A 12,222-nucleotide genomic window follows, 5' to 3' on the forward strand; every position below is an offset into this window, starting at 1 on the left:
GGCCTGCCGCACCGGCTCCAGCAGCGCGGCGGCGCGGGCGGAGGCGTGGACGATGACGGCCATCGCGCCTGCTCCCCCGCCGATGGCGGAGCGGCGCATCATCGCGTCGACATCCCCTTCCAGCGCCAGCGCGTCGGCATAGATCAGCCGGCCGTTCCGGTAGATGCGCATCCGGTCGCCGAGCGCGCCGTGCGCCATGCGCTCGCCCATCGCCGCGCGGCCCAGGACCACGGCCTCCAGCCCCAGGAAGGTCACGTCGGCATCGAGCAGGATGCGCGTCTCCCGGGCCAGGCGGGCGCAGTCGAACAGGATCGTTTCCTGCGGCAGCCATTCCGCGTCGGCGCCCTGTTCGACCCGCAATTGCGTATCGATCCGGCAGCCATGGGACAGGGCGCGATAGACTTTCTCCGCCGCCTGGCCCGTCACGGTGGCGCTGGTCTCCGCCGCCCAGCGGACGGACTGGCGCACGCTGTCGCCCTCCGCCAGGCCGCCCGCCGTGTTGATCAGCACGGCGCATGGCCGTCCCCCTTCGTCGCGGCGCGGCATGCGGGCGCGCAGGCAGCCTGCCTGATAACTGTCCTTCATCACGGTCCGCCCGTTTCGTTGCCCGAAAGCGAGCCGCAACTCGCCATGGCTGCGCAGGCTGTTCGGCACCGCACAAGGACCGGAAGCGATCCGGGCGGCCTGCCTGCCGATGTCGGGGTCGAACGTGGGACCGAACAAGATTTGTCTCCTCCTCGATCATTATCTCCAGAAAAAATCCGCGTTCAATGCGCCTTGTCGCCGAAAGGGTGGACGTTTGACGTATTGACCGCCAACGCCCCAAGGGCGGCGCGCGGCGCCCTTCCGCCCTGCATCCGGATCTACGTCAAATGCCGCATGCCGTGTTGCTGCTGCATTGCACAATATGTCCCCGCAAATCAGTAAAGGGGACAATCACGATGAAGCGATACGGGAAAATGGCCATGCTCCTGGCAGCCGGAGCAGCGGCGCTGACGGCCGGTTCGATGCAGGCCCAGGCGCAGGATGCGGGCAGCGAGCCGGTCATCCTGACGGGCGGCGTCACCTTCCTGACCGACTATCGCCTGCGCGGGGCGTCGCTGTCCGACAACAAGCCGGTGATCCAGGGCGTGGTGTCGGCCAAGATCCCGGTCGCGGGGGCATTCAGCATCTATGGCGGCATCTGGGGTTCCAGCCTGGACAAGGATGCCGGAGGCGGCGCGATGGAAACCGATTTCTTCGGCGGCGTGCAGGCCGATGTCGGCGACGTCAACATTCGCGCCCGCTATTTGCGGCTCGTCTTCCACGACATCGACGATCTGGATTTCGACCAGTATGAATTCGGCATCAACGCGCCGGTCGGCCCGGTGACGGCGGGCGCGGGCGTGATTCACGACGAATATAATGGCGGCGGCCATTCCACCTATGTCTACGGCAGCGCGCGCTATGCCGTGCCGAAGACCGGCCTCGCCTTCCGCGGCCTGCTCGGTTACGAGGACGGGACCAACTGGGACGACAAGGTCAACTGGCAGCTTGGCGCCTTCTATACCTACAAGGCGGTGACCTTCGGCATCGATTATGTCGACACCAACCGTTATTCCGCCAATTCGCGCGGCGGCAACCGGGCGAAGGGCGCGGCGCTCTTTTCCATCGGCGCGGTCTTCTGACCTGCGCACCCACGCACACTACGTCAAATGACCCATGGCTGCGCGCATCGCGCCGCAGCATCCTTGCCCGGTGGAGCGGCGACGCGATCGGCCGGGCAACAGTCACAGGAGCATATTCATGAAAAAAGGGCTTGGCAGGAAATCCTTTCTGGCGCTGACGTTGGCCTGCACCATGCTGGCGACCGCGTGCGGCAAGTCGGAAAGCGGCAACGCCACGGCGGCGGCCGGCGGCGACGCGATCAAGGTCGGCATCCTGCATTCGCTGTCCGGTACCATGGCGATCAGCGAGGATACGGTGAAGAATTCCACCCAACTCGCCATCGATGAGATCAACGCGGCGGGCGGCGTGCTGGGCAAGCAGATCGCGGCGGTGACGGAAGATGGCGCGTCCGACCCAGCCATCTTCGCGCAGAAGGCGAACAAGCTGGTCTCCGACGACGGCGTCGCAACGGTGTTCGGCGGATGGACCTCCGCCAGCCGCAAGGCGATGCTGCCGGTGTTCGAAAAGACCGGGAACCTGCTTTGGTACCCGGTGCAGTTCGAAGGGAATGAATGTTCGCCCAACATCATGTATTCGGGCGCGCAGCCCAACCAGCAGACCCTGCCCGCCTATGACTGGGCGAAGGAGAAGGGCTACAAAAACTTCTTCCTGGTGGGGTCGGACTATGTCTATCCGCGCACCGCGAACCTGATCGTCAAGAAGCATCTGGAAAAGGATCGCCTGAAGCTGGCGGGCGAGGAATATCAGCCGCTGGGCGGCACCGAATTTTCCGGCGTCATCGGCAAGATCAAGGCGGCCAGGCCCGACATCATCTTCAATACGCTGAACGGCGATTCCAACGTCGCCTTCTTCAAGCAGATGGCGGCGGCGGGCCTGACGCCCAAGGTGATCCCGGTCATGTCCTTCTCCATCGGCGAACAGGAAGCGCAGGCCATGGGCCCGGCGCTGGTCGAGGGCAGCTATGCCGCCTGGAACTATTTTCAGACGCTGGATGGCGACGCCAACGCCAAGTTCATCAAGGCGTACAAGGCGAAGTTCGGCGAAGACAAGGTGCTGACCGACCCCATGGTCCACGGCTATGTCGACGTCTATGTTTGGAAGGCGGCCGTCGAAAAGGCGGGCAGCACAGATCCGGCGAAGGTGCGGGCGGCGGCGGTGACGCTGGACGCTGTCGACACGCCGCTGGGCAAGGTGAACTTCGTCAAGAACAACAGCCTGGTCCAGACCGCCTATATCGGCGAAGCGGACCCCAAGGGCCAGTTCAAGATCCTCTGGACGTCGAAGGGCGCGATCCAGCCCGAACCCTATGATCCGCTGGCCTTCCCCGGAAAGACCTGCAGCATCGGCTGACGACGCGACCCGTCGGCCCGGTGCGCAACCCGCCTTCGCGTCCGGTTCAGGCTCCCTCTCAAGAGCCGGCGCGAAGGCGGAAAGCGCCAAGGACCAAGCAACAGGGAGGCGCCCATGGACGCCGCATTTCTCTTCGGCCAGCTTTTCAACGGCTTCAGCGTGGCGTCGCTCTATATCCTCGCCGCGCTGGGCCTGGCGCTCAGCTTCGGGCTGATGCGCGTCATCAACATGGCGCATGGCGAAATATTGATGGTGGGCAGCTATCTTGCCTATCTCACCATCCTGTTCGTGCCGGGGCCGATGGGCATCATCGTCGCCATGCTCGTCGCCTTCCTGGGCGCGGGGATGCTCGGCGGCCTGCTGGAAGTGACGCTGGTGAGCAAGCTCACGTCCAGGCCGCTCGACACGCTGCTGGCGACATGGGGCGTCAGCCTGATCCTTCAGCAGGCGGCGCGCGACCTGTTCGGCGCCACCGGCGTATCTGTGACCGCGCCCGCATGGCTCGACGGCGGCTTCGCGCTCGGACCGCTGCAACTGCCGACGATCCGGCTGTTCATCCTGCTGCTGGCGGCGTTGATACTGGGCGGCCTGGCCGCGTTGCTGCGTTATACGCGCATCGGCCTGCTGGTGCGCGCCGTCAATCAGGACCGGGCGACCGCAGCGGCGATGGGCGTCAACGTGCGCCAGGTGGACGCCTTCATCTTCGCGCTGGGCGCGGGCGTCGCGGGCGTCGGCGGCGTGGTGCTGGCGCTGCTCGGCCCGGTCACGCCGACCGTCGGCCAGGGCTATATAGTGACTGCCTTCCTGGTCGTGATCCTGGGCGGCCTTGGCAGCGTCGTCGGGACGACGCTGGCGGCGCTGATGATCGGCCTGTTCATGGCGCTGTCGCAAATCTTCGTGGACGTGAGCTTCGCGCAGGTGCTGACGCTGATCTTCGTCATACTCTTCCTCCAGTTCCGGCCGCAGGGCGTGATCGCCGTCCGCTCCCGCGCGCTGGACGCAGAATAGGAGACCGGCGCATGACCGGGACGCTCCCCATCAAACAGGCCGCCACCGGCGTGGCGCTGATCCTCGCCATCGCCGCGCCGTGGCTGCTTTCGGCCTATGACCTCAACCTGCTGGCCCGTTTCCTGGCGCTGTCGCTGACCGCCATGGGGCTTGTCCTCATCTGGGGCGAAGGCGGGATTTTGAGCCTGGGGCAAGGCGTGTTCTTCGGCCTGGGCGGCTATGCCCTCGCCATGCATCTGAAGCTCGCCGGACTGGCGGAGGGGGAATTGCCCGACTTCATGATCTGGTCGGGGACGGAGGCGCTGCCCTGGTGGTGGTCCCTGGTCAAAAGCCCCTTTGCCGCCGTCGCGGCCGTGCTGGTCGTGCCGACCGCGCTCGGCGCGCTGATGGCCTGGGCCATATTCAGGCGGCGGATCGGCGGCGTCTATTTCGCGCTGATCACCCAGGCGCTGGCCCTGGCCTTCGCGACCCTGCTCGTCAGCCAGCAGGGGCTGACCGGCGGGTTCAACGGCCTGACCGACTATCAGACGCTGTTCGGCTTCAACCTCAACCTGCCTTCCACCACGCTGGCGCTCTATTTCATCACGCTCGCGCTGGTCGTGGCAGGCCTGTTGGGCCTGCGCTGGCTGCTGGCGAGCCGCTACGGCAAGCTGCTGCGCGCCAGCCGCGACGGCGCGAACCGCATGCGTTTCCTGGGCTATGACCCAACGCCCTACAAGGTGATCGCCTTTGCCGTCGCCGCGCTGCTGACCGGCATGTCGGGCGCGCTCTTCACCCTGCATGCCGGCGTAGTGTCGCCCGCGCTGGTGGGCGTGGTGCCCTCCATCGAGATGGTGATCTGGGCCGCCATCGGCGGGCGCAACAGCCTGATCGGAGCGATCGCAGGCGCGCTGCTGGTCAATTTCGCCAAGGACAAGATTTCGACCGCCATGCCCGAAGTGTGGCTCTATGGCCTTGGCGCGCTGTTCATCGCGGCCGTCACCATCCTGCCGCAGGGCCTGGCAGGCCTGTTCGGTCCCGACCATCCCTTCCGTCCCGGCAAGGCAGGCGACCTGTTCGCCCGCTGGCGCCGCGAAAGGGCCAAGACCGCGTCGCAACCCATCGCAGGCGAGGCCGCGCTATGACCGTCCCCATGCTCCAGCTTGAAAATGTCGTCGTCGATTTCGACGGGTTCAAGGCGATAGACGATCTGTCGCTGACCATCGAAAGCGGATCGATGACCGTGGTGATAGGCCCCAATGGCGCGGGCAAGTCGACCATGTGCGATTCCATCATCGGCAGGGTCCGGCCGGCTTCCGGCAGAGTCCTGTTCCACGGCGCGGAGATACAGGCGGAAAGCGAACATGCCATTGTCGGGCGCGGTATCTGCCGCAAGTTCCAGACGCCCGGCGTGCTCGTCGCCCTGTCGGTGATCGACAACCTTGCCATCGCCGCGACGCGCGACCGGAACTGGTGGGCATGTTTTTCCCGCAAGGGCGAGGCGGAAGCGCGCGCGCGCGCCGAGGAGATATTGGAGCAGATCGGCCTCACCGATCGCCGCGACACGTTGGCGGGCAATCTATCGCATGGCGAAAAGCAATGGCTGGAGATCGGCATGGTGGTTGCGACCGACGCCGAACTGCTGCTGCTCGACGAGCCGACGGCCGGCATGGGCGCTTCGGAAAGCAGCCAGACCGCGACCCTCGTCCGTTCCCTGCTGGGCAAGCATGCGGTGCTGGTGATCGACCATGACATCGATTTCGTGTCGCAACTGGGGGGTCATGTCGTCGTGCTGCATCAGGGACGGCTGCTGCGCGAAGGCACGCTGGAGCAAATCCGCGCCGACGAGGAAGTCGCCGCCATCTACCTCGGGAGGGCGAAATGACCGACCTCATGAACCTGCGCAGCGTGTCCGCCGCCTATGGCAAGGGGCAGGTGCTGTGGGACGTGGCCTTCGACCTGAAGGCCGGGGATGCGATCACGGTGCTGGGCCGCAACGGCGTGGGCAAGACGACGCTGATCCGCACCATCATGGGCCAGTTGGCGGCGTCGGAAGGCCATATCTACTGGCATGGCGACGAAATCACGGAGATGCGCCCGCATCAGCGATCGCGCATCGGCATCGGCTTCGTGCCGCAGGGGCGCCATATCTTCCCGCATCTGACCGTGCGCGAAAATCTGGAAGTCGGCCTATCCGCGCTCGCGCGCAAGGGGTTCAAGGGGCCGAAGGCAGTGCCCGAAATGGTGTTCGACCTATTCCCCAAGCTGACGCAGATCGCAGGCCGCAAGGCCGGGGTTCTGTCGGGCGGCGAACAGCAGCAGCTCGCCATCGGTCGCGCCCTGGCCGGACAGCCGCAACTGCTGCTGCTCGACGAACCGACGGAGGGCATCCAACCCAATATCGTGCAGCAGATCGAGGACGCCCTGCGCCGCGTGCGGACCGAACTCAACGTCGCGATCCTGATCGTCGAACAGAATCTGGATTTCGCCTGGAGCTTTGCCGACCGCTATCTGGTGATGCAGCGCGGCCGGATCGTGAAGGAGGGCAGGACCGCGCAGGACAGCGCCGATACGGTGGCCCATCTGGTCCATGTCTGACATTTTCGGTCGGCCGCGCGGGTCGGCTTTCTAGACCCCTGTCCCTCAGTTCATGACGCGGCGTTCGGCTTCGGCAAGGGCAAGCCTTCTTCCCGTGACCAGCGTCTGGCCGATGAAAAGGACGATCAGGATCGAACCGACCGTCCCCACGAAAATATCAAAGCCGGACCAGCGCCCGAAAAGTCCCGGCGCCGTTCCCAGCACCATCATCATGACCGTCATGCCGATCAGCATGAACCTGAGTTCGGTCGGCCCGGCGGAAAGGTAGGACAGCTTCAATTCGCCCAATACCCGCGCCGAGAGAAAGGCGTGGATCGACAGCAGCAGATAGCCCGCGAGCGCGACCATGGCGACATCCATCGTCACGAACGGGCTGAGGCCGATCCCGGCCAGGATGAGCAGCGTCGCCAGCCCGTCGCAGCTATGATCGATGAAATAGCCGTAGGACGGGCGCTCTATGCGCCGGTATCGCGCCAGGCTGCCGTCCATGGAATCGCCGAACCACTGCACCGCATAGCCCGCAATGGCGAGCAGCAGCCAGGACGAGGCGATGTTGCTGGCGGCATATCCGGCAAAGACCATGACCGCGCCTGCCATGCCGGTCGCGGTCAGGCGATCCGGCGTTACCCAGGACGGCATTCGTCGGCACAGCCAGTCGAGCAGCCGCCGTTCATTGGCGGCAAGCCAGTTCTGCTGGATTCGGGAAAGCGATGGAGGGGATTGGGGTTGGATCGTCATAGGCCTTCGATCATGGTCTGGAACAGCCGGCGCGTCCGGGGAGCGGCAGGCGGATATATGCCGGCATTAACCGCCGCATCCGAAGATGCGCCGGCCAAGGAAAATCGGCGCGACGACAGATGCCGTCAGTGTAGCCCTAAAGGAAAGCCGGTCTTGCTGCATGATATGCTTCCCTATGCGCGGGAGCACTCAAGTCTCTCTGTCGGGTCGTGCGGAAAGAAGACCCGATGGGCCTTCCTAACAGCCTTCATGCGGGCCGAACAGAATTTTCCCGACCCTGGGCGCTTTTCCGACAGACGGACGGGATGTTCCGTGCTATTGACCCATTATTGCGCGAAATTTGCCGCAAGCATTCGCCGTGACAGAGAGACCGTCGTGCTCCCGCTTGCCAGCCGAGGAGCCTATGATGGAAGACCTGAATTACCTGTTGAAGCGCGAGCAGGAGGAATTGCTGCGCGCCCGGATCGCCCATGGCCCGGCGGCGCGCCGGGCTCATCAACGGCTGGCGGAAGGATATGCGGGTCGCATCCGCCGCCATCCTCATCCCTATCGATCCCGGCGCCCGGATGGCTCTGCGTCGTTCAACCCGTTCCCGTTCGACGTGGAAGGGGGCGCGGCATGAGCAGGGTCGTCAACGTCAGGGTCGCCATGGATGTCATCAAGGCGACGTGCGCCAAGCATGCATTCCGGGTGTCCGCGGTGGAAACGCTGGTTTCCGGCGGCACCAGGGTGGTGATGCTCGATCCCCGGGACGCCGACGCCTTCCGCATATTGATGAAGGACAAGCTGATCGAGGGTGCCGTGACGCGATCCGCATCCCACATGGCCCGGCAATGGACGCCCTCGCACCATCGGAGATGACCATGGACCGCTTCGATTATCTCGCGCGCCGCAAGCAGGCGGAGCTGAACCAGGCCGCTCTTGCCGTCTGCCCGGTCGAGAAGAACCGGCATGAGGAGCAGGCGCGCGCCTATGCCAAGATCATTTCTGTCCTGCGCCGGGAAGAAGAAGCCTCACTGCATGTCCGATAGCCGGGCGCGACCGCCCGGCTTCGCCGCGAACCAGATATTATGCCAACGCTCCGTGCTGCCGACATAGGCCGGCAGGATGATTTCGTCGACTTCGAAACCCGTTTCCTCGAGCCTGCCCGCAAAGCCGTCGTCGGCGTAGGAAGACCAGACGGACAGCAGGCCCCCCGGCCGCAGCGCGGCATAGGCCGCGGCAAGGCCGCGATGGGAATATAGCCGGTCGTTCCCGGACGTGATGAAGCCGTCCGGGCCGTTATCGACGTCCAGCAGTATGGCGTCGAACCCATCCGACGTCTCCGCAATGATGTCGTAGACGTCGCGCAGGCGGAGGCTGACGCGAGGGTCGGCAAGATTTTCCTTGAACAGATGCGCCAAGGGCCCCTTGGCCCAGACGACGATCTGGGGAACCAGCTCCGCGACGGTCACGAAGGCCTGCGCGCTCCAGGCGGCAAGGACAGCGTCCAGGGTGAAGCCCATGCCGAGCCCGCCGACCAGGACATGACCGTCCTTTCCGGCCAGGCGTTCGCTTGTCAGGGTGGCGAGCGCCATTTCCGACAGATGGTCCTGGCTTCCCATCAACTCGTCGCGGCCGAACTGTATGGAAAATTCCTTGCCGCATTTGAGCAGGTGCAACTGGCCGCCGCCCGGAATGTCCGCGACATCCACCGTTTCTATGGGCGGATGGCTTCTTGCCCTTCCGGTCCTGGCCTGCCGCTTGCCGGCGACGCCGACCTGCATGTCAGAAGGCCGCCTTGATGAAGCGCCGTTACGATTCATGCTGTTCCTGTCGCTTTTTCAAGATCAGTCGCGACGTAAACCAGCATGGCGTCCATTGCGCGGTGACGATGTTCAATGCCCGGCCCGCACCTTCTTTGCAAGGCCGCGCGGCAGATCCTTTTCCTTGGCGGACGCGCTGCCGATGTCCTCTGTCACGAGGGGAAGGGGCGGCGGGGCACCCGATCATCTCCCGCGGCGGACGACGTGCCCATGTTCGTGCCCCGCCGCGCCGTTCAGGAGTTTGCGGCCTGGTCGCGGGGGTGAAGCACGAAGCGATAGTCGAGCGTGTGGAAGGGCACCTCGACAGTCTCGCCGCTCGGCGCGACGCCCGGTTCGTGCCTGACGAACTGGCCCACGCAGGAACCGCGCACGCCGAAGACCGAGTCGGAATCGAGATATTCGTCGCCGTCGACGAAGACATGGGTGATCAGGGGATCGAAGCCGGGCTTGGCGATCCTGTAATGCATGTGGGCCGGGCGCATCGGGTGGAGCCTGGTGGCGTCCAGCATCTCGCCGACCGTGCCGTCCGATGGGATGGGATAGCTTTTCGGCAGGATCGATCGGAAGCTGAAGCGTCCTGCCGCGTCGGTGTGGAAAACGCCGCGAAGCGCCGCTTCCTCCAGCGACCAGTCCGGCGACTGAACGTCGTAAAACCCCTCGGCATCGGCCTGCCAGACATCCACGACGGCGTCGGCCACCGGCCCATCGGGCGACACCACCTCCGCCCGCACGAAAAGCGGTTCGCCTTCGACGCCCCTGGCGAGATTGCTGCCATGCGTGGCGAGCACGGGCGCGCCCTCGACATGGAAGGGGCCGAAGACGGTCTGTTCGGTCGCCTCCGCAGGACGGCTGTGATTCTGGGCGACGACCAGCATGGAAAGGCCCAGCGTGTCGGACAGCAGGACGAATTCCTGGCGGACGTCGGAACACATATGTCCCGTGCGGGTCAGGAACTTGATCCCTTCCATCCACTCCGCTTCGGTCAGCTTGGTTTCCCGCGCGAAATCGTGCAGATGCCTGATGGCGGAGGCCAATATCTCATGCAATCGCGGATCGGGCGTGTTTTCGATCCGGCGCAGCACTTCCGCGGTGATGGTAAATTCGTTCAAGTCGCGCATGACTGGCTCCAGGCGCCTCCGGATCGGGCGTCCATTTGCTGTCCTTATCGGCCCGTCGGAGGGCGCGCTCCTGTGAGAAAATGCGATTTTCATGCAGAAACTGGCTGAGCGCCCGGCCGCGCAACGCGTCGGTTCGACAGGTCAGGACTGCACCGATCGGCGATAATGCCCCGGCGTCGCGCCTACATGCCGCCTGAAGGTGTGGGTCAGATGCTCCTGATGGGAAAATCCGCAACTATAGGCGATTTGCGCCAGCGACAGGTCGCTGTGCGCCAGCAGCCTCCTTGCCCGGTCGACGCGCCGCCGAAGGACGAATTGATGGGGGGAAAGGCCGGTGGCCAGCTTGAACTGGCGGACGAAATGGGAAACGCTGAGGCCGCCGACCAGGCTCAATTCCTGAAGCTGGATCGGCCTGTCCAGATGGGCTTCCACGTAATCCTCCACGCGTTTCAGCCGTCCTCGCGCCAATCCGCGATTGTTCGCGGCGGCAGGGGAGGGGGGCGCCGAATAATCGTGCCGGATCAGCCGGGCCGCGATCGCCAGCGCCATCTGGTCCGCATAGAGGGCGGTGGAAGCGCCGCCCGACGCGGCGACGCTTCTGACCTCCAGGGCCAGTTGTTCCAGCAGTTCGTCGCGCTGGCCGATCCGGGGACGGAGGCGGATGCCGCCGGGAAAGTCATAGCCCAGGGACGCCGCCACCTCGTTGACGACGCTGCTGCGGATATAAAGATGCAGGGTTTCGACCGAATCCGCCAATTGGATGGAAAATGGCGAGTTGGCCGGCCACAGGCAGAGGCCCCCCGGCGGCACGACGGTCGTGATCCTTTCGTCTTCGGTGGCGCCGGTGATCTGGGCGGGGCCGCCCAGATGGAACACCAGCAGATGATCCGGCACGGCCCTGGCGGACGCTTCGAAGGGTTCCTCCTGCTGTTCCGACAGGAACAGGGAGGTCCAGCCCAGCGCGGCGCTGGAAGTCTGGACGGGGTTGCTGGAACCCAGGAACAGCCCGTGCGTGTCGCCGATGTCAAAATGTGCGGCCGCTGCCATCACTCCTCCACTAAATGCGCTAAGCCACGGCCAATCCGTGCGGCCCGTTCAGCCATCATGGGTGCATCGCGCCGGTCATAGGCCCGCCGGCCGCAAAAATACAGGGCCTGCCGGTCGGCGCCAGCCGCCCACCGTGCCGACCGCCCAAAGAAGGCAGCAAGATTATGCAGAAGAAAGGCGGCCGGACGCAGGATCATGCCGCGGACATGGCGGCAGGATGGCGCATCCGTCCTGCCCCGCCGGAACAGCGCGATCGTCGATGTTCGGGGGCAAAACCAATGGAAAGAAGTCCCCCATGCTTTACCTGCGCATCTGCTTTGACAAGCCCGACATGCTGGCGCGCCGCGACGAATATCGCCAGGCCCATCGCGCCTATCTCGCTTCGGGCGTGGTCAAGCTCGTGCAGGCAGGCCCGATGATGGCGGATGACGACAGCCACAATATCGGCAGCTTCATGGTCGTGGAAGCCGAAGACCTGGAAAGCGTGAAGAAATTTCACGATGAGGATCCCTTCACGAAAGCCGGCATTTTCGATGAGGTGCGCATCTGCCGCTGGGACCGCCACATAGGCTGACCGGCACATCGGCTGACCGGGGCTTCCCGATCCGGCGCGGCAATTGATGGCGCCGCTTCGCGCGCCCGCCGCAACGCTGCAAATGGACCTATCTCTAAAGCGGCGCACCACAAACCCCCGGCCGCCGTCGACCGCATGTTCCCCGCACTGCGCCGGCGGTAAGGCAATGCCGGCAGGCTCGCCCGCTATCGGCGCGTGATCCATCAGGCCCATGCCCGGTTCAGCCCCCCTCGACACCGATCGCGACGGCAGGGCTTGCCGGCCGGGCCGCGGCGCGCATCGGGAACGCCGGACCTTGCCCGCTGGGCATTGTCGCTGCCGATGCGAACCGGCTGCT

General features: G+C 65.0%; 15 protein-coding genes. 10 read left to right on the top strand and 5 right to left on the bottom strand.

The genetic code is table 11. The features are described from left to right. On the bottom strand, positions 1-723 hold a 723-nt coding region (locus tag L286_RS38850), incomplete at its 3' end, for an urease accessory protein UreD (protein ID WP_021223645.1). Positions 724-965: 242 nt separating this feature from the next. On the opposite strand from L286_RS38850, the gene L286_RS38855 reads away from it, so the two are divergent. From L286_RS38855 to urtE, 6 genes are all read left to right on the top strand, one after another. Next, a complete protein-coding gene (locus L286_RS38855; RefSeq protein WP_235181695.1) occupies positions 966-1,667 on the top strand; it encodes a TorF family putative porin in 702 nt (233 codons plus the stop codon). Positions 1,668-1,785: 118 nt separating this feature from the next. Beyond that, positions 1,786-3,018, top strand: coding sequence for an urea ABC transporter substrate-binding protein (urtA, locus tag L286_RS38860; protein ID WP_025160722.1), 1,233 nt, complete (start codon positions 1,786-1,788; stop codon positions 3,016-3,018). Positions 3,019-3,132: 114 nt separating this feature from the next. After that, positions 3,133-4,026: an urea ABC transporter permease subunit UrtB gene (gene urtB / locus L286_RS38865; protein ID WP_007686338.1), complete on the top strand. Its 894-nt coding sequence runs from the start codon at positions 3,133-3,135 to the stop codon at positions 4,024-4,026. Between the two features lie 11 nt (positions 4,027-4,037). Further along, positions 4,038-5,150: an urea ABC transporter permease subunit UrtC gene (gene urtC / locus L286_RS38870; protein WP_020819117.1), complete on the top strand. Its 1,113-nt coding sequence runs from the start codon at positions 4,038-4,040 to the stop codon at positions 5,148-5,150. After that, on the top strand, positions 5,147-5,890 hold the full coding sequence (gene urtD / locus L286_RS38875; protein ID WP_007686341.1) for an urea ABC transporter ATP-binding protein UrtD: 744 nt from the start codon (positions 5,147-5,149) through the stop codon (positions 5,888-5,890). The genes urtC and urtD overlap by 4 nt, the downstream gene beginning before the upstream one ends. Then, a complete protein-coding gene (gene urtE, locus L286_RS38880; RefSeq protein ID WP_020819116.1) occupies positions 5,887-6,603 on the top strand; it encodes an urea ABC transporter ATP-binding subunit UrtE in 717 nt (238 codons plus the stop codon). The genes urtD and urtE overlap by 4 nt, the downstream gene beginning before the upstream one ends. Positions 6,604-6,648: 45 nt before the next feature. Here the strand turns inward: urtE and L286_RS38885 are convergent, their stop codons facing one another. Further along, the gene (locus L286_RS38885; RefSeq protein WP_013039427.1) at positions 6,649-7,341 is read right to left on the bottom strand and encodes a CDP-alcohol phosphatidyltransferase family protein; all 693 of its coding nucleotides are present in this window, start codon (positions 7,339-7,341) and stop codon (positions 6,649-6,651) included. Between the two features lie 403 nt (positions 7,342-7,744). On the opposite strand from L286_RS38885, the gene L286_RS38890 reads away from it, so the two are divergent. The 3 genes from L286_RS38890 to L286_RS49010 are packed head-to-tail and all read left to right on the top strand — an operon-like array spanning position 7,745 to position 8,372. Then, a complete protein-coding gene (locus L286_RS38890) occupies positions 7,745-7,963 on the top strand; it encodes a hypothetical protein (protein ID WP_013039428.1) in 219 nt (72 codons plus the stop codon). Then, positions 7,960-8,202: a hypothetical protein gene (locus L286_RS38895; RefSeq protein WP_007686350.1), complete on the top strand. Its 243-nt coding sequence runs from the start codon at positions 7,960-7,962 to the stop codon at positions 8,200-8,202. The genes L286_RS38890 and L286_RS38895 overlap by 4 nt, the downstream gene beginning before the upstream one ends. A 2-nt stretch (positions 8,203-8,204) precedes the next feature. Continuing rightward, positions 8,205-8,372 (top strand): hypothetical protein, encoded by a 168-nt coding sequence (locus L286_RS49010; protein WP_013039429.1) that lies wholly within the window; start codon positions 8,205-8,207, stop codon positions 8,370-8,372. Here L286_RS49010 and L286_RS38900 read toward each other — a convergent pair. From L286_RS38900 to L286_RS38910, 3 genes are all read right to left on the bottom strand, one after another. Beyond that, complete coding sequence (locus L286_RS38900; protein ID WP_007686354.1) at positions 8,355-9,107, bottom strand: hypothetical protein; 753 nt, start codon at positions 9,105-9,107, stop codon at positions 8,355-8,357. The two genes, L286_RS49010 and L286_RS38900, sit on opposite strands and share 18 nt — an antisense overlap. A gap of 272 nt (positions 9,108-9,379) precedes the next feature. After that, positions 9,380-10,264, bottom strand: a complete 885-nt coding sequence (locus L286_RS38905; protein WP_020819115.1) for an intradiol ring-cleavage dioxygenase — start codon at positions 10,262-10,264, stop codon at positions 9,380-9,382. Positions 10,265-10,405: 141 nt separating this feature from the next. Further along, positions 10,406-11,311, bottom strand: coding sequence for a helix-turn-helix domain-containing protein (locus L286_RS38910; RefSeq protein WP_020819114.1), 906 nt, complete (start codon positions 11,309-11,311; stop codon positions 10,406-10,408). A gap of 295 nt (positions 11,312-11,606) precedes the next feature. On the opposite strand from L286_RS38910, the gene L286_RS38920 reads away from it, so the two are divergent. Next, the gene (locus tag L286_RS38920; RefSeq protein WP_007686361.1) at positions 11,607-11,885 is read left to right on the top strand and encodes a YciI family protein; all 279 of its coding nucleotides are present in this window, start codon (positions 11,607-11,609) and stop codon (positions 11,883-11,885) included. Positions 11,886-12,222 lie beyond the last annotated feature (337 nt).

The sequence above is a fragment of the Sphingobium sp. HDIP04 genome (assembly GCF_000445085.1).
Lineage (GTDB): Bacteria > Pseudomonadota > Alphaproteobacteria > Sphingomonadales > Sphingomonadaceae > Sphingobium > Sphingobium indicum.